Annotated in this window: 19 protein-coding genes; 15 read left to right on the forward strand and 4 right to left on the reverse strand. The window is 41.3% G+C overall.

Translation table 11 applies throughout. The annotated features are described in order from the left end of the window. Positions 1-21: 21 nt before the first annotated feature. From LC040_17630 to LC040_17675, 10 genes are all read left to right on the forward strand, one after another. A complete protein-coding gene (locus LC040_17630; protein WLR53331.1) occupies positions 22-645 on the forward strand; it encodes an anti-sigma factor in 624 nt (207 codons plus the stop codon). A 225-nt stretch (positions 646-870) separates the two neighbouring features. Beyond that, complete coding sequence (gene cdaA, locus LC040_17635; protein WLR51007.1) at positions 871-1,698, forward strand: diadenylate cyclase CdaA; 828 nt, start codon at positions 871-873, stop codon at positions 1,696-1,698. Further along, on the forward strand, positions 1,685-2,926 hold the full coding sequence (locus LC040_17640; protein WLR51008.1) for a CdaR family protein: 1,242 nt from the start codon (positions 1,685-1,687) through the stop codon (positions 2,924-2,926). The genes cdaA and LC040_17640 overlap by 14 nt, the downstream gene beginning before the upstream one ends. 37 nt (positions 2,927-2,963) lie before the next feature. After that, positions 2,964-4,319 (forward strand): phosphoglucosamine mutase, encoded by a 1,356-nt coding sequence (gene glmM / locus LC040_17645; GenBank protein WLR51009.1) that lies wholly within the window; start codon positions 2,964-2,966, stop codon positions 4,317-4,319. A 483-nt stretch (positions 4,320-4,802) separates the two neighbouring features. Next, entirely contained in the window at positions 4,803-6,605 is a 1,803-nt protein-coding gene (gene glmS, locus LC040_17650; protein WLR51010.1) for a glutamine--fructose-6-phosphate transaminase (isomerizing), read from the forward strand. 140 nt (positions 6,606-6,745) lie between these two features. Beyond that, the gene (locus LC040_17655; GenBank protein WLR51011.1) at positions 6,746-7,030 is read left to right on the forward strand and encodes a GIY-YIG nuclease family protein; all 285 of its coding nucleotides are present in this window, start codon (positions 6,746-6,748) and stop codon (positions 7,028-7,030) included. 72 nt (positions 7,031-7,102) lie between these two features. After that, on the forward strand, positions 7,103-8,299 hold the full coding sequence (locus LC040_17660) for a CHAD domain-containing protein (protein WLR51012.1): 1,197 nt from the start codon (positions 7,103-7,105) through the stop codon (positions 8,297-8,299). Positions 8,300-8,423: 124 nt separating this feature from the next. Continuing rightward, positions 8,424-9,029 carry a hypothetical protein gene (locus tag LC040_17665; GenBank protein WLR51013.1) on the forward strand — a complete coding sequence of 202 codons (606 nt, stop codon included), beginning with the start codon at positions 8,424-8,426 and terminating at the stop codon, positions 9,027-9,029. Between the two features lie 91 nt (positions 9,030-9,120). Next, a complete protein-coding gene (locus LC040_17670; GenBank protein WLR51014.1) occupies positions 9,121-10,032 on the forward strand; it encodes a DUF1002 domain-containing protein in 912 nt (303 codons plus the stop codon). Positions 10,033-10,091: 59 nt separating this feature from the next. Continuing rightward, positions 10,092-10,616 (forward strand): dihydrofolate reductase family protein, encoded by a 525-nt coding sequence (locus LC040_17675; GenBank protein ID WLR51015.1) that lies wholly within the window; start codon positions 10,092-10,094, stop codon positions 10,614-10,616. Between the two features lie 158 nt (positions 10,617-10,774). Here LC040_17675 and LC040_17680 read toward each other — a convergent pair whose 3' ends face one another. Continuing rightward, complete coding sequence (locus tag LC040_17680) at positions 10,775-12,121, reverse strand: NAD(P)/FAD-dependent oxidoreductase (protein WLR51016.1); 1,347 nt, start codon at positions 12,119-12,121, stop codon at positions 10,775-10,777. Positions 12,122-12,255: 134 nt separating this feature from the next. Between LC040_17680 and LC040_17685 the strand changes: the two genes are divergently transcribed. Together LC040_17685 and LC040_17690 are read left to right on the forward strand one after the other, a co-directional pair. Continuing rightward, positions 12,256-13,137: a diacylglycerol kinase family lipid kinase gene (locus tag LC040_17685; protein ID WLR51017.1), complete on the forward strand. Its 882-nt coding sequence runs from the start codon at positions 12,256-12,258 to the stop codon at positions 13,135-13,137. Positions 13,138-13,156: 19 nt separating this feature from the next. Then, positions 13,157-14,227: a PQQ-dependent sugar dehydrogenase gene (locus LC040_17690; GenBank protein ID WLR51018.1), complete on the forward strand. Its 1,071-nt coding sequence runs from the start codon at positions 13,157-13,159 to the stop codon at positions 14,225-14,227. Between the two features lie 33 nt (positions 14,228-14,260). On the opposite strand, the gene LC040_17695 is transcribed toward LC040_17690, so the two are convergent. Both LC040_17695 and LC040_17700 read right to left on the reverse strand, forming a co-directional pair. Then, on the reverse strand, positions 14,261-14,542 hold the full coding sequence (locus LC040_17695; GenBank protein ID WLR51019.1) for a DUF1232 domain-containing protein: 282 nt from the start codon (positions 14,540-14,542) through the stop codon (positions 14,261-14,263). Positions 14,543-14,555: 13 nt separating this feature from the next. Continuing rightward, positions 14,556-14,714 carry a hypothetical protein gene (locus LC040_17700; protein ID WLR51020.1) on the reverse strand — a complete coding sequence of 53 codons (159 nt, stop codon included), beginning with the start codon at positions 14,712-14,714 and terminating at the stop codon, positions 14,556-14,558. A gap of 328 nt (positions 14,715-15,042) precedes the next feature. Between LC040_17700 and LC040_17705 the strand changes: the two genes are divergently transcribed. Together LC040_17705 and LC040_17710 are read left to right on the forward strand one after the other, a co-directional pair. Then, positions 15,043-15,402 carry a DUF488 domain-containing protein gene (locus tag LC040_17705; protein ID WLR51021.1) on the forward strand — a complete coding sequence of 120 codons (360 nt, stop codon included), beginning with the start codon at positions 15,043-15,045 and terminating at the stop codon, positions 15,400-15,402. Between the two features lie 11 nt (positions 15,403-15,413). Further along, positions 15,414-15,539: a hypothetical protein gene (locus LC040_17710; protein ID WLR51022.1), complete on the forward strand. Its 126-nt coding sequence runs from the start codon at positions 15,414-15,416 to the stop codon at positions 15,537-15,539. Positions 15,540-15,555: 16 nt separating this feature from the next. Here LC040_17710 and LC040_17715 read toward each other — a convergent pair whose 3' ends face one another. Next, entirely contained in the window at positions 15,556-16,020 is a 465-nt protein-coding gene (locus LC040_17715; protein ID WLR51023.1) for a tryptophan-rich sensory protein, read from the reverse strand. Positions 16,021-16,163: 143 nt separating this feature from the next. Here LC040_17715 and LC040_17720 point away from each other — a divergent pair, with 143 nt between their 5' ends. Continuing rightward, positions 16,164-17,747 (forward strand): glycoside hydrolase family 32 protein, encoded by a 1,584-nt coding sequence (locus LC040_17720; GenBank protein ID WLR51024.1) that lies wholly within the window; start codon positions 16,164-16,166, stop codon positions 17,745-17,747. Positions 17,748-17,779 lie beyond the last annotated feature (32 nt).

Genomic DNA, 17,779 nt, shown 5'->3' on the forward strand with positions numbered 1-17,779 from the left:
ATGTAAAGAAGGTGATTAATGATGAAATGTCCACAAGAAGTGGTTGAGTTGATGCATAAATATTTGGACGAAGAAGCCACCGTACAGGAAGAGAGTAGTTTGCGGGAACATTTACATCAGTGCGATGAGTGCCGCTTGCACTTTCATGAATTGAAAAAGGCGATTGCTATTGTTCAAAGTACGACCCATATCGAAGCGCCGAGTAACTTCACGAAGAGTGTCATGCAAAATTTACCGAAAGAAAAGAAAACGGTTGGTTATCGCAGGTGGTTTAGAGCGCATCCGTTAGTAACAGCAGCTGCATTATTTGCGTTCCTAATGATGGGAAGCTTATTGTCATTGTGGGATAACGGTGACCAATTATCTGTATCAAAACAACCAAATTTAAAGATTGAAGACCATCTTGTCATTGTTCCGAAAGGGGAAGTTGTCGAAGGAGATGTCATTGTCCGAAATGGTGACATTAAAATCGAAGGCGAAGTCAGGGGAGATGTCGTCGTCATTAATGGCGAGAAGTTCTTGGCTTCAGCAGGTCAAGTTACAGGCGATCTTGAAGAGATCAATGCAGTCTTTGATTGGATTTGGTACAATATAAAGGATACAACAAAAGAAATATTTAATTTCAATAAAGAAAAAAGTGAGTAAGCCGTCTTCTTATAAGATGGCTCTTTTTTGCTTGTGACTTTTTGCGGATAGGCAACTAGCTCGTTTTATTATATAAAGGTAACGGACCGTATTTAATGTTACGAGCGTTGTATAAAAACGAAAGAGGACGATGAGAGAAGAATATTTCATATTAAATATGATATAATGAATTAGTTTAATAAACACGCGCAAGAGCTTGAATTCAAGTGAGAAGGAAGTGTCAAAATGCCTGTCGGAGATTTCTCAATTCTGAATTATCTTGGAGCAATCATTGACATTCTCCTCGTTTCATTTGTTATTTACAAACTGATCATGATCATTCGCGGTACAAAAGCCGTGCAGCTCTTAAAAGGCATTTTCGTAATAATAGGCGTGTGGTTTTTAAGCAGCTTCTTTGGGCTGACAACGCTGCAGTGGCTAATGAATCAAGCGTTAACATGGGGTTTTCTTGCGATCATTATCATTTTCCAGCCTGAATTGCGCCGTGCATTGGAACAGTTGGGCAGAGGAAGGATTTTCGCCAGGAGTGCAGTAATTGATGAAGAAGATACTGTTAATTCGATTGATGAAATATTGAAAGCAGTCGATTATATGGCGAAACGCAGGATTGGGGCTCTGTTAACAATTGAGCGCGCGACAGGTATGGGGGATTACATTGAAACGGGGATACCGTTGCATGCCAAGATTTCATCACAGTTATTAATTAATATTTTCATTCCGAATACACCCCTGCATGATGGTGCTGTTATTTTGAAGCAGAATCAAATTAAAGCAGCGGCTTGTTATTTACCATTATCGGAGAGCCCGTTTATCTCAAAGGAACTAGGTACACGCCATAGAGCGGCTCTAGGGATCAGCGAGGTAACAGACGGCATTACAATCGTTGTCTCAGAAGAAACTGGGCACGTATCGTTAACGAAGAATGGTGAATTACACCGAGGCTTAGATAAAAAGATGCTCAAAGAATTCCTTGAAACAGAGTTATCAAATGCATCGAAGTCTGCTTCCTCATCACTCTGGTACTGGAGGGGGAAGAAAAATGAAGATGGATAAGCTGTTAAACAGCCCTTGGTTTGTAAAAATCGTGGCATTGTTTCTCGGCTTGCTGTTGTATGCGGCGGTAAACATGGAAACAACTGCTCCACAGCAAACAACGCCAACGCTATTGCCGGTTGGGGAAAATCAACAAGAGGCACTTTCAAATGTACCATTAAATGTCTATTATGATTCAGAATCCTATTATGTTTCTGAGCTTCCCCAAAGTGTCACAGTCTACTTAGAAGGTCCCAGCAGTGCAATAGCGAAAGCGAAGGTTCAAGATGAATTCGAGGTGTTTGTCGATTTACGTGATGAAAAGCCAGGCACACATCGCGTATATCTTGAACATAAAGGCTTTCCAAATAAGCTGAAAGTACAAATCGAACCTTTTGTCACAACAGTTACCATTAAGGAAAAGGTCGACCAAATTATGCCGGTAGAAGTAGAGTTTATGAATAAAACAAAAATTGCTGATGGCTACAAGGCGGAGGAACCAATCGTATTGCCAAATAACGTGAAAGTCTCCGGGCCGAAAGAACAGATGCAGCAAATTTCTACCGTGAAAGCATATGTTGACTTGAAAGGTGCAGATAAAACAATTGAAAAGAATGTACCTGTCAAAGCATTCGATAGCAATGGGGAACAGCTTGACTTAGAAGTTGAGCCATCCGTCGTAGAAGTAAGGGTGCCAATTACTGCACCAAATAAGACAGTTCCGCTTAAGCTGAACCGCAAAGGCGAGCTGGCAGACGACTTGAGCATTAAATCTCTTGAGCTCATTCCAAATGAGGTGACCATCTTTGGTCCGAAGAAAGAGCTAGAGAAAATTGATTTAATCGATAACCTAACGGTGGACTTAGCTGAAATAAAAGAAAATACAACGAAAGAGCTTGAAGTACCTGTACCAAAAGGTGCCATCAACGTAAACCCTGCAAAAGTGAAGTTAAAGGTTGAGGTTGAACAGAAAGATAAGAAAGTATTGAAGGATATACCGATTAAAGTAAGCGGGGCAAGTGACCAAGATATATCCTTTGTGACACCAGACAGCGGGAAAGTTGATGTAACGGTACTAGGAGCTCCTAGTGTATTGAAAAGCATAAATGAAGAAGACTTGAGTGTTGTACTCTACTTAAATGAATCAATGCGGGGGGAACAAAAGATAGATTTAGAAGTTTCAGGCCCGCAAAATGTTGAATGGAAACTAAGCGATTCAAATGCAACCGTTAAAATCGCAAGAAACTAAGTAAAGCAAATGCGTATGCAGTGAAGGAGCGATTCAAATGGGTAAATATTTTGGGACAGACGGTGTCAGGGGAGTTGCCAATCAAGAACTGACTCCTGAATTAGCTTTTAAACTTGGACGTTTTGGCGGTTATGTTTTAACGAAGGATGCTGAAGAGAAGAAGGTATTAATCGGCCGTGATACACGTATTTCAGGAGAAATGCTTGAGAGTGCGTTAATTGCTGGACTTCTTTCAGTAGGTATTGAAGTCATGCGTCTAGGTGTTATTTCAACACCTGGGGTTGCCTATTTAACGAAAGCATTGGGGGCACAGGCGGGTATTATGATTTCCGCCTCACATAACCCTGTTGAAGATAACGGGATTAAGTTCTTCGGCGCAGATGGTTTCAAGCTAAATGATGAGCAAGAAGGAGCGATTGAAGACCTTCTTAATGCTGAAGAGGATAATGCACCGCGTCCAACTGGAGCTGGTGTTGGGCAAGTAAATGACTACTTTGAAGTTGGTCAGAAGTACCTTCAGTATATGAAGCAAACAATTGAAGAAGATTTCTCAGGCTTGAAGGTGGCACTTGATTGTGCGAATGGAGCAACTTCTTCACTTGCACCTCATTTATTTGCTGACCTTGAAGCGGATATTTGTACGATGGGAAATTCACCAGATGGCTTGAACATTAATGAAGGCGTTGGCTCAACACATCCAGAGACACTTGCGAAATTCGTAGTTGAAGAAGGTGCAGACCTTGGGCTTGCATTTGATGGGGACGGCGATCGCTTAATTGCGGTAGATGAAAAAGGAAACATCGTTGACGGCGACCAGATTATGTTCATTTGTGCGAAGTACTTGAAGAAGAACAATCGTTTAAACAATGATACACTCGTTACAACTGTCATGAGTAACTTAGGTCTGTATAAAGCAGCAGAAGCGGAAGGTATCCTCAGCAAGAAAACAGCTGTCGGCGACCGTTACGTGATGGAGGAAATGCGTAAGGGTGATTATAACCTTGGTGGAGAGCAATCAGGGCATATCATATTCCTTGAGTATACAACAACAGGTGACGGGATGCTTTCTGCGATTCAGCTTGTTAATATTATTAAAGCTGAAGGAAAGCCGCTGTCAGAGCTTGCTTCTGAGATGGAAATCTTCCCGCAAGTTCTTAAGAATGTAAAAGTCATTGATAAAAATAGTGCGCAAACGAACGAGCGAATTCTCGAAACTATTCGTCTTGTTGAAGAAGAAATGAATGGCCAGGGGCGCATCTTAGTCCGTCCTTCTGGTACAGAGCCGCTTGTGCGTGTAATGGCGGAAGCACCGACGAAGGAATTATGTGAGACGTACGTTGACAAAGTTGTAGCTGTTATTCAAGATGAGCTAGGAATGAAAGAAGAAGCTTAATTTTATTAGTAAAGTTTATGCATAAGTGGTACAGAACAGTCCACTTATGCATATTTTTATATTAGCAGGGAAATTAGAATAGAGATCTTCCTAAGCAAAAGGAAAATTTTTTCTCGTGTATACGGACAAAACAAATTATTCCCTGCCGAAAAAGTAAATGTCGTTGAAATATCAATTGACGCTAATTTAGCAACTAATGTAAAATGTTAATATTGAGTAAAAAATGGGAAGGAGGAAAGTGTAAGCTTTTCCAACTAAAGCGCCTGGGCTATTCTTCGAACGGAAGAAGAGTAGTTGACGAGGAGGAGGTTTATCGAGTCTCGGCGGATACCTCCCGGCTGCACAATCACAGCCGTAAGTTCCTGCTTAAAACAAAGGGGCAACTCTTTGCACAAAGGCAGGGACATGGTGACTAATTATATATTCACGGGGCAAAGAAGGCCCCGGCTTTCTTGCCCCGTACATTAGGAGGAAGAAAGAATTATGTGCGGAATTGTAGGATATATTGGTCATCAAGATACGAAAGAAATTTTACTTCGTGGTTTGGAAAAATTAGAATACCGCGGATATGATTCAGCAGGAATCGCGTTACATGCTGACCACGGTGTTGAGGTTTATAAAGAAAAGGGACGAATTGCAGATCTACGCGCAATTGTAGACGACAATGTTGCTTCTACGCATGGAATCGGACACACGCGTTGGGCAACACATGGTGCGCCAAGCCAAGGAAACGCGCATCCACATCAAAGTGATTCAGCTCGTTTTACAATTGTTCATAACGGTGTAATCGAAAACTATCGCAGACTTCGTGCTGACTACTTATCACACGTAAGCCTTGCTAGTGAAACAGATACAGAGATTGTCGTACAACTCATCGAGACGTTCGTGAACGAGGGTAATAGTGTTGAAGAAGCGTTCCGAAAAACATTGAAAGAGCTGAAAGGTTCTTATGCAATTGCATTATTGGACGCTGAGAACCCTGATACAATCTATGCGGCTAAGAATAAGAGCCCATTGCTAGCAGGGAAAGGCGACAAATTCAATGTTGTAGCAAGTGATTCAATGGCAATGCTTCAAGTAACAGACCAGTTCATTGAACTAATGGATGAAGAAATGCTAACCGTTACACGCGATAGTATCACAATTCAAAACCTTGATGGTGAAGTCATGGAACGTGCACCATTTACTTGTGAATTGGACGAAAATGATATCGAAAAAGGCACATACGACCACTTTATGCTAAAAGAAATCGATGAGCAGCCACTTGTTATGCGTAAGATTATTCAAGAATACCAGGATGACAATGGCAACTTAAAGCTTTCTCAAGATGTCCGTGATGCAATGCAGGACGCAGACCGTATCTACATTATTGCGTGCGGAACGAGCTACCATGCCGGATTAATTGGAAAGCAGTTCATCGAAAAGTTTGCAAAAGTACCAGTTGAAGTGCATGTGGCAAGCGAATTCTCATACAACATGCCGTTGCTTTCTGAAAAGCCACTATTTGTCTATATTTCTCAAAGTGGTGAAACAGCAGACAGCCGCAGCGTACTTGTACAGACGAAGAAGCTTGGTCATAAGGCACTAACGATTACAAACGTGCCAGGTTCAACTCTTTCACGTGAAGCGGATTGCACGCTGCCACTTCATGCAGGCCCTGAGATTGCTGTTGCTTCTACGAAAGCATACACTGCACAGCTTGCAGTTCTTGCAATCCTTGCAGTGGATACAGCACGTGCAAAAGGCCTTGAACTTGATTTCGATCCAATCCAAGAACTCAGCATCGTTGCAAATGCGATGGAAGCTCTTTGTGACCAAAAAGATGAAATGGAATTCATCGCCCGTGAATATTTATCAACAACAAGAAACTGCTTCTTCATCGGCCGCGGAATCGACTATTATGTCGGCCTTGAAGGTGCGTTAAAGCTTAAAGAAATTTCCTATATCCAAGCGGAAGGCTTCGCTGGCGGTGAACTAAAGCACGGCACAATCGCCCTAATCGAAAAAGGCACGCCAGTCATCGCCCTTGCCACACAAGAAAGCGTCAACCTAAGCATCCGCGGCAACGTCAAAGAAGTCGAAGCCCGCGGCGCAAGCGCATGCGTCATCAGCATGAAAGGCTTAGAAGACGAAAGCGACCGCTTCGTAATCCCGAAAGTCCACGACGTCCTGACACCACTACTGTCAGTCGTACCATTCCAGCTTATCTCTTACTATGCAGCCCTGCATCGTAATTGTGACGTGGATAAGCCGCGTAATTTGGCTAAGAGTGTGACGGTGGAGTAGGATTATAAAGAATAGGCTTTTGTACACAACTTAAAAACATTTAAAACACCCACGTTAATTACATTTGTTGTAACTAACGTGGGTGTTTTTTAGAAATTATTTGACCTTTAAAGGTAATATCAGGAGGCTACAATAAACAGATGAAAGTAATATATAAAATTACTTATCCAAACGGTAAGATTTATATTGGAAAAGATTCAACAGATAGTATAAATTATTTTGGAAGTGCAAGCAGTAAGTTGATAGAACAGGATTTTTCAAGGGAAGAAAGAAACAGTTTTACTATTACTAAAGAAATCCTGTGGGAGTCAGAAACAGCTACTGATAAAGAAGTTAATCTTAAAGAAGTAGAGTACATAAAGCATTATAATTCTAATAATCCTGCTATTGGTTACAATCAATGGCCGAGGTTTAAACCAAATTAAATTCATTCCCACATGTTAACAACCCCCAAATCCAGGGAAAACCCTACTAAAACCTCAAATGGAGTGACTTATATGAGCAGTGAACCAATAAGGCAGTTGGAGGATACGGGAAGGGTTGTTATTCCGAAAGAAGTACGGGAAGTGTTAGGGCTTGATGGGAAATCTCTTGCAATTGAGCGGGAGGATGATGGAAAGGGAATCGGTGTTTTTGTAGCTAAGGATAATGGTTCTTATGAGTATGAGAAGGTATTGGATGATGAAGGGCGGTTTATCATTCCGGCGGAGCTTCGTAAGCAGCTTGGTTGGGAGGATGTGAATCAGGTTGAATTTGTCGTGAAGAATAAGCGTGTGATTATACGTGAGCATCTTCCTCAGTGTGCGATTTGCGGGGCAAGGGAGATGTTGCTTGGTGTGAAGCAAGGCTATGTTTGTGAAGAGTGCTTAGGGCTAGGGAATGATAGGACCGTCGATGAGTGGGCTTTGCTTCTAGATAAAGTGATGAACCAATATACAACGTATTGCGAGCAAAGCTTGTCGTTTGAGGATATGGAAGATGTGCATCAGGCGAGGGTGAAAGGACGTCGGATGTCGGCACTCTTGAAGTTCTTACGTGTACCAGCAAGTCATCCAGTATTAGAACGAATCAAGCAGGCACATAAGCAGCTCGGTAAAGTACGGGAGCTGGATGTATTTATTCACGAATTTTCGAAAGCAGCGGAACGAGAAAAGAACGGACATGCTTATCAATCTTTTGCGGAAGCGGCACAAAAGCAACGTAAGAAACCTCGGAAGAAGCTTGCAAAGAACTTGCCGGGCATCATTAATGAAGAGTTTTCTACTGACTGGGAGCGGTTTTTGCAGGAGGAATTGCGAGGCTATGTGCTAGCAATTGATATCGGTGAGCGGCTGGATGAATACGAACAGGTCTTTGAGTCGCTTGTGAAAGAATATGAGAAGGTTATTGAGAAGGAAGGTCGTCATACAAAGCGTGCAATGAAAGCACTGCATGCGGTTCGGATCGAATCAAAGAAATTGCGTTATACCTATCATTATTTGAACAAGTTGAAAGATAAAAATTATAAGAAAAAAGCAAAATATTATAAGCGCTTCCAACGTAAATTTGGCAAAATTAACGATTTAAGAGACTGGCTGAAGCAATTGGATAACCTCCAGAAAGAAGTGGACCTTTCTAAGAAGGAGATAAAGAAAGTTCGAAAGCAATTGCAGAAGGACATGAACGAGCAGGTAGAGCAAGTTGAGTTAGGATAAAGCATAAGAAGGAAGCTTTCCTCTTTGTATTTTAAAGGTGAAAGCTTCTTTTGGTTGTTCTTAATTGCCATCCACCTTATAATATGGTAAAAAATGAATAATTAATGGCGGAGTAGGTGGATGGATGGAAAACAATAACGCGCATTTCTCTCTTTCAATCAATGAACTAAGACAGCATCGCAAGTACCAGGAGATTGACCTATACCGGATGTATAAGACAGAGAACATTTATCGGGATTATCGAGGCTATTATATGTTTGAGATTCATGCGGTTGGGGTGGAACAGAAGTTTTATTTCGAAGAAAGCTATCAATACATGGAACGTAAGCTTCTCCACTTTTATAACCAAGCCAATCAATTATATACGCGAATGCTTCAAATGAAAGATCTATCGGAAAAGCATCTATTTATGGATTTCATGAAAGTCGATTATCAGTTGTATTTGTTGCTTTCCTTTTATACTGGGCAAGAATATCATCCGTTTATGTCTCCGAAGCAGATTAATAGATGGTTAGGCGATCAGCTTCACTTGAATATCTATTGTGAAATTCTATCAAATAAAGAGGAAACACCGCTTGATTCGATTAAGAAAATCAAAGTGCTAACGGGGAAAGCGAACCCTTGCAAGGAATTTGTGCATAAATATAAGGATTTTCAAACGACGAAGCACCAAGGGAATCGCTTGTTTCAGTTGTTGCCATATCGGATGAGCAGCCGAAAAGAGAAATAAATGCTGCCAATTTCAAAAACAAGCTATAATAGAGATGTTGCTTTCGAAATATGTTAGTAGTGAAGTTCTACAACAAAGGAGAAGAAAAAACATGTTTAAGCGAATAAGCAAGTTACTGTTCGTTGCAGTGTTAATCGTAGGCTTTGGTATGACAAGAATTGGGCAAGCTGCTAGCGGGGAAGAAGAAGTAATCAATGAAAAGTTCGGCCCGCCGATTGTCGTCTATGGCGGTAACTTAACGGCTGAGCAGAAAGAAGAAGTACAAAGAATCCTTGAAATAAATGGGGACAATAACATCAAAGAAATTACGGTAACAGGAACTGATGCGGCGACTTATATTGATGGAGACGCTAATTCACGAATGTTCTCCTCAGCAAAGATTACGAGAAAAGATAAGAGCGAAGGGTTGGTAATTAACCAAGTAACCCCTGAGAATATAACAGAAGTAACAAATGAAATGTACAAGAACGCGTTGTTAACTGCGGGAATTGAAGGGGCTCAAGTCGATGTCGTTTCACCTGTTAAGGTAACTGGGCATTCGGCACTGACAGGAATCTACAAAGCATATGAAGCAAGCGGCGGCGAGGAACTGAACAAAGATCGCCTAGAAGTTGCGAATGAAGAATTGAATGTTGTAACAGACTTAGCAAAGAAGGAAGGCCTCGATAAGGAAAAGGCGAGTGAGCTGATTACGGCCATTAAGTCGGAGATGGCTGACCAACAGCCTGTTACAAAAGAAGAGGTTCAAAAGATTGTTGAAGAAGAACTGAAGGCATTCAATATTGAACTAAGCCCGGAAGACCGTCAGCTTCTCATTGATTTATTTGATAAAATGCGTGAGTTGGATATTGACTTTAATAAAGTGAAGACACAGCTTGAAGACCTTTCTTCAGATATTAAGAAGAAGATTGAAGAAGTAGCAGGAGATGAAGGTTTCTGGCAAGGAATTCTTGATTTCATTAATGGTGTGATTGAAGGAATTAGCAATATCTTTAAGAAATAAAGAACACGAACACCGTTCGAATGATTCGGACGGTGTTCTGTTTTGAAGGAGTTGGTGACATGACACGGCAGGTTGTACTATTCATTGCCACAAGCTTGGACGGTTATATTGCACGCCCCAATGGTGATATTAGTTGGCTGGAAGCAGTACAAGGCGAAGGGGATAACGGGTTTGCAGCCTTTTATGAGACGATTGATACCCTCATCATGGGAAGAAAAACATATGATCATCTATTGGAGCTAACGAACAATCAATATCCGCACGCTGATAAGGAAAGCTATGTTTTCTCTTACACAGAGCAGCGGGTCGACTCGAATGTAACGTTTACGAATGAAAATGTGGCGTTGTTTATGGAGAAGCTGAAACAGAAGCAAGGAAAGAATATTTGGCTAGTAGGTGGAGCGGGAATTGTGGAAGCATTTATGGCGGACGATTTAGTTGATGAATTAATCTTGACGACTGCCCCGGTGATTCTTGGAAATGGAATTCCACTGTTCCGTGAATGCATTCCAGAAGGGAAATGGTCATTGGTTGAAAGCAAACGGTTAGGGGAATTTGTGCAAAGTCATTATGTACGTGGATAAGGAATGGGGAATAGAACCTTCATTCTGTTTTTCTTTTTCTTGGCTCCAATCTTCTTAGTAAGCCCGCAGCGTGCAATTGAAAGAAAAGCAATGTCAAAATCATATTATGAAGAAAATCGTTGAAAAACCCAGCGTGAGTCCGTCACACTGGGCTCCATTTACAACATATAACCTAAATCTGATGCAGATGTTGGATAGACGTAGAGGTTTTTCTTTACGTCACTTGTTGTCAGGTTGCATTGCATAGCGGCAGCAAAATGATTAATAAGTTCATCTGCTTCATCACTTAGTAAGTGTGCGCCTAAAATTTTGCCTGTTCCTTCTTCAATTAAGATTTTTGCTGCCGTATTTTTTTGGTTCGTTTGTCGGTACGTAAACCACTTACTTGTGTCGTAGTTATTAGTTTTAAACTTATAGCCTTGCTTTGTTGCTTCTTCTTCTGAGAGTCCGACAGAAGCAAGCTTTGGCAGAGTAAAGGTGCAGGACGGAACAATTTCTTCGGTTGGTGTGCGGTTGTTACCTTCTAATAAGTTCGAAATCACTGAGTATGATTCCATCGCGGCAACGGGAGTTAATGCTCCGCCTTCAGTAGCTGTCACATCACCTGCACCATATACACGTGAATTGCTTATACTCTGCATATACTGGTTCACTTCAATGCCTTTCTTGTCATACTTCACATTTGCTGCTTCGAGGTTCAATCTTTCAATATTCGGCGTTCGCCCAGCACCATGCACAACGAGGTCACAAGAAAGCTCAGACTGCTTTTCGTCTTTTTCTGTTGAAACAAGGTAGCGGCCTGAATCTTCTTTAATTGCTTGTACTTCTGTTGAAAGGTGAATCTTAATTCCAAGCTCTTCGGAATGTTCAATAAGCTTCTCGACCATTTCCTGTTCAAATTGTTTCAAAGGTCGGTCGTTGCGATGAATGATGTGAACATTCGCTCCAGCACGAGCAGCAATATGGGCAAATTCAAAGGAAATATAACCCCCGCCAATGAATACAATCTCGTTTGGGAGTCCATCAAGTTCTAGAAATTGGTCACTGTACGTTAAGTATTCAACTCCGTCAATTGGCAGCTTTGTCGGGCTTGCACCTGTGGCGATTAAAATATGCTTTCCAGTTAATGTTTCATCATTCACTGCCACACTGTCTTCGCTTATAAACTGTGCAGTTCCGTGGAAGGTTGTAATGCCTTTTTTGTTGAAGCTTTGTTCTTTCTTCTCAGGGACATCGTCTGTAAATGTTTTTTTGAACTTCATTAAGTCCTGCCAATTTATCTTAATATCCCCTTCAATTCCGAGCCCTTTCAACCGATTAACACCTTCAATAAATTCCGTCACATGAACTAATACTTTCTTAGGGATACAGCCTCGTAGCGCACATGTACCTCCGTATTCACGTTCTTCAATGATCGCGACGTCCCAGCCTGCTTTTGCACACTTATTTGCAGCGAGTGTCCCAGCAGGACCGGTTCCGATTACGATTAGGTCAAAATTTTCCACCTTATCAACTCCTTTTCCTTCTAGAGAGATTATTCCATTAACGGGGAACGGGTAAACTAACCGCATGAGATTTGTTTCAGGTCTAACAAGAATTGGGTAAAGTTACTTAGACCTATTAATAGGAGTGTGGCGTTATGCAGAGAGCGATGATTATTGTGAACCCTTCTTCTGGTAAAGAGCAAGCAGGAGAATATGTAGAACAAATTGAAGAAGTACTATGGTCGAATGGCTATCAAGTCAATACATTTGAAACAGCACAAGAGTTAGATGCTACGAAATTTTGCCAAGAAGCATGCTTGGAGAAATATGATGTCGTTGTTTCAATGGGAGGAGATGGCACATTAAATGAAACGATTAATGGAATGGCAGGGCAAGAACATCGGCCAACCCTTGGGATTATCCCTATGGGTACGATGAATGATATTGCTCGAGCATTGCATATTCCATTCGAACCTGAAGCGGCAATTGAACTGTTACAAGGTCATCGTACGAAGAAAATCGACCTTGGCAAAGTGAACGATCACTATTTTATGAATATTGTCGCATCAGGGGCAATTGCACAAGCGACATCTCAAGTAACGGTTGAACAGAAGACAAAGCTTGGCCCGTTTGCTTATTTTGCCGAAGGGGTGAAAGCCTTTACGAAAAGAGATTTATATGATTTTAACATTCAGTATGATGATGGTGAGTGGGTTGGGGAAGCATGGCATTTTATCGCCGTATTGACGAACTCAGTAGGTGGGTTCGAGGAATTATCACCAGATGCAGAAGTGAACGATGGAAAGCTGCATTGCTTTGTGATTAAAAATATTACAGTGGCAAATGTTCCACTCCTTGCAGCAGCGCTTGTAAGAGGAGAATTGAAAAACCAGAAAGATGTTGATTACTTCACGACATCTTCAGTTAAAATTTCCTCAACAAATGACTTAGTTGCAAATGTTGATGGGGAAATTGGTGATAGAATGCCACTTACCTTAGATGTGTTACCCCGTCGAATAGAAGTTTTTGTACCATAAAGTGAAATGAGGGAATGAAGTGCCGCGAGTTCTTTTTATTATCGGAATGTGTATGGTTGTGTTGGCTGCTTGCGGGAATGAACAACAGAAAGAAGCTCCAAATGAGGAAACATTCAAGCAAACGGAATCAACAACTGATGTTGAAGTTGTCGCAGAAAATTTACGTATTCCGTGGGAAATAGTCCATATCGATGACACGTTTTATATTAGTGAGCGAGTCGGTTCCATTGTGTCTGTAAAAGACGGAAAGATGAACCGAAAGGATGTAAAGCTTGAAAAATCACTATCTGATCAGCCGGAAGCAGGCTTACTTGGCTTAGCTCTGCCGCCTGACTTCGTAGAAACGAAAGAAGCATTTGCTTATTATTCTTACCGTGAGAATAGCGATGTCTTTCAACGGATTGTGAAAATCAAAGAAAGTGAAGAGGCTTGGGTAGAGACAGGTGTGATCATTGATCAGATTCCTGGTGGGCAATTTCACCAAGGAGGTCGTCTTGAAATCGGACCGGATGGGAAGCTGTATGCGACGACAGGAGATGCTACCGTACCGGAATCAGCTCAAGATTTGGATAGCCTTTCTGGAAAAGTATTACGAATTAATCTGGATGGTTCGATTCCGAATGATAATCCGTTCCCAGAATCATATGTCTTTACATATGGTCATCGCAATCCGCAAGGCCTTGCGTGGAATGAAGATGGTGAATTATACGCGACTGAGCATGGCCCAAGTGGATATGACGAAATTAATTTACTGCAGCCAGGTAAAAATTATGGTTGGCCGGTTATCCAAGGTGATGAAACAGCTCCTGATATGGAAAGCCCGCTTATTCATTCAGGTAAACCATCTTGGGCGCCTTCTGGTATGACGTATCAGAAAGGGAATTTTTATTTTGCAAGTCTGCGAGGTGAAGCATTACGTCGCTTCGATCCGCAAGAAAAGAAGCAGGCGGTCGTTGTAGATGGCTTTGGTCGAATTCGTGATGCACTTGCCACGGAATCAGGGGTTTACTTTATAACGAATAATACTGATGGACGCGGTACACCTGATGAAACAGATGATAAGCTCTTGAAGCTAAAGGAAGCAGAGTAGCCGTATCACAGATTCGTGACACGGCTTCTTTCGTTAATCTTCTAATAATCCATGCTTTTCTCTTAATTCTATCGGAGCCAGCTTAATGATTTGCTGCAGAACGAGCATAAGGATCGTCACATCATCAAGAATACCAAGGACTGCTAAGAAGTCTGGAATAATATCAAATGGCAGCCAAAAGTACCCGACAATGAACAAGATCGATACTGCTTTTTTCGATAGGCTTACCTTCTTTGAAACGAAGAATTCAAATAGAAATGGTAGAAACTTTTTAATATTGAAGATTAAGCGAATTCGTTTAAAAAGACGAATCATCGTTTTTTCCTCCTTATTTTTGAAAGGACATGTTATTAGTAGTTTGCACAGAAACCGCACCTGCTGAAACCTGAATGCGAGGCGGGTTATTCAGTTCAGCTGTCATGATTGTTTGATAATGGTTTTGGATTGTGACCATAAAAGCAATAGCAAAGAAAAGCTTTCTTAACAACGAAAATCGTTTCTCCTTAAAATTAAATTTTTTTAATTATTAAGAAACGATTCATTCTACAACACCGATCACTCGCTTTCTAGAAATAAAAAATGACCTCTACCGATTGGTAAAGGTCATGTTGGACATATAAAAAACCCTTACCAGCAGTAAAGGTCTCGCAAACAACTTGTATCGTTGCCAACAAAGCCGAGGAATTTCTTCCCGAAATGACGACTTTGCTGTAGAGCTACTCCCCTTTATAAAAAGGATGAAGTATGAAATTAATTATAGTATAGAGTTAGGTGAACAAGCAGTCAAGAATTATTTTTTATTAAGGAGGATGGATATGCCGCAAGTACGAGTTCGCCGAATTTATGAGGAGAAAGCGAATGCTGATGGGAAACGTATTTTAGTAGATGGGATTTGGCCGCGCGGTGTTTCGAAGGAAGATGCGCACTTAGACCAATGGATGAAAGAGCTCGCCCCAAGCAGTGAATTAAGAAAATGGTTTGGACATGACCAAGATAAGTTTGATGAGTTCAAACAAAAGTATTTAGACGAATTACAAGAAGACGAAAAACATGAAAAGTTAGAGGAACTGCTTCAAATGAGTAAGGAAGAGCGGGTTACATTACTATATGCAGCGAAAGACCGCGAGCATAACCAAGCGGTTGTTTTGCAAGAGTGGTTAAATAATCAGCAATAGGAGGGATAGATTTGCGCGAATTAGTAGGGAAGTGTGAACAATGTGGGAAAGAAATCTTTTGTTTAGATGGTTTTTTAAATGGAGTCAAAGAAGACGGCAAGCTTCTTTGCTTTGAATGTGATGAGAAAGATGAATAATTGACCTTGTATCGGCTCAATTATTCATCGTATAGATTAGATAAGATAGAACAGTTGCAAAAGACGCCCAAAGAAAATATGGAACAAATAAGAATGATGCCACTCTCGAATGTTTCTTAGCGAGAAAGATTAACAGCAGGGCACTTAGCGCAACAAGAACGCAGTCAATGGTTGCTAGAAGCAAGTCTTTCATCTCAAATTGAAAGAAGATGAATAATTGATTAACGATATAGTTGAAAGAAAGAACGGCCCAAAATGTCTGCACTTGCTTGCTGAACTTTTCTTTCTGGTAGACAAGTGCCCCAGCAAGTGCGATACATGCAAAGAGAATGCCCCAAATGATGCCAATTGTGCTTCCAGATGGTGTCCATGCAGGCTTATTCAGCGCATCATACCAATCACGGTCGACTGGAAACAGAAAGCCGCTAATTGTATACAACCCGTAAATGACTACAAATAAAAGAATTAAGCGAAGCTTCATGATGTCTACCTCATTTCAATACAAAGTTATAGAAATTTTCCCCTTTTTCTTTTTTAAATAAACCACTGAGCTTTCAGTTTGACTTGTTATCTGTATGGGTAGCAATATGGTGGAAGAATGAAAGAGTGGAGGAAAAGAACATCATGAAGAAGCAAACAATTATTCTACTCGCTATTAGCAGTGTACTGATAATGGCAGTGGTCCTTTATCAGCTTATAAATAGCAAGTCTGAGGAGAAGGCAAAACCTAATCAAAAGGAAGAAAAGGTTCAAGTTATTCCTGCAGATTATAATCAATCATCACGTCCGCAATTTCACTACACACCAAGAAAGAATTGGATGAATGACCCAAATGGTATGGTTTATTACAAAGGTAAATATCATTTGTTTTATCAGCATAATCCAAAGGGCAATGAATTTGGGAATATGAGCTGGGGTCACGCGGTGAGTGAGGATCTCGTGCATTGGAAGGAACAGCCTGTTGCCCTCAAGCCAGACGAGCATGGAATGATTTTTTCCGGAAGTGTCGTCGTTGATAAGAAGAATGCAAGTGGGCTGTTTCCGGAAGAAGGGGAAGGGCTGATTGCGTTTTATACAAGTGCAGGAGATACGCAGGATCAGCGAATTGCTTATAGTACTGATGAAGGGAAGACATGGAAGAAGCATGAAGGCAATCCAGTTATCCCGAATCCAGGTATTAAGGATTTCCGCGATCCAAAAGTTGTATGGCATGAGGAGTCAAAGCAATGGGTCATGCTGCTTGCGGCTGGTAAAAAAATCATGTTCTATGGCTCCAAGAACCTTGTTGATTGGAATTATTTAAGCGAGTTTGGCGAAGGAAAAGGAGCTCAAGGAGGCGTGTGGGAAACACCTGAGCTGTTTCACCTTCCTGTAGATGGGAACGAGAACGATAAGAAGTGGATTCTGCAGGTTGATATGAACCCAGGCAGTGTTGCAGGAGGCTCTGGTGGTCAATATTTCATTGGTGAATTCAATGGTAAAGAATTCATATCTGAACAAGAGAATGACGAAATTAATTGGGTCGATTACGGCAAAGACTTCTATGCTGCCCAATCATTCAATAATAAAGAAGGGAATCCGATTTGGCTCGCATGGATGAGCAATTGGCAATATGCTGCTGATTTACCTGTCCAGCCTTGGAAAGGAGCAATGTCCATTCCGAGGGAGGTTTCCTTGAAAGATACAAATGGGAAGGTACAATTAGTACAGCAGCCTGTTGAAGAAATGAAGAAGCTTCGCGGCGAGCTTGTCTACGAAACGAAGAACAAACAGTTAAATGAAAAAATGCCAATGTCAGACTTCAATGAAGAAACGTATGAAATCGTAGCGGAATTTGAGCTTGGGGATGCGAAGGAGTTTGGCTTTCGTATACACCAAGGAAAGAGTGAGGAAACGATTGTAGGGTATGACAACCGGAATCAATTAATTTTCACTGATCGAGTTCGGTCAGGGAAAACGGATTTTCACCCTGAGTTTGCAGGTGTGTACCGGGCACCTGCCCCGCCAATGGAAGGGAACACAGTGAAGCTTCATTTATATGTTGACCGTTCTTCTGTAGAGCTGTTTGCAAATAACGGCCAGAAGGTGATGACAAATCGAATCTTCCCTTCTGATAAGAGCAATGGACTTGAAATCTATGCATTAGAGGGCAGTGTGAAGATAAAATCACTGCAAATCTATAAAATGAAATCGATGTGGAAGAAATAAAGGAGCGGTTCAAGGCCGCTCCTTTTCTAATG

Source organism: Bacillus tianshenii, from assembly GCA_020524525.2.
Classification (GTDB): Bacteria; Bacillota; Bacilli; order Bacillales; family Bacillaceae_N; genus Bacillus_AV.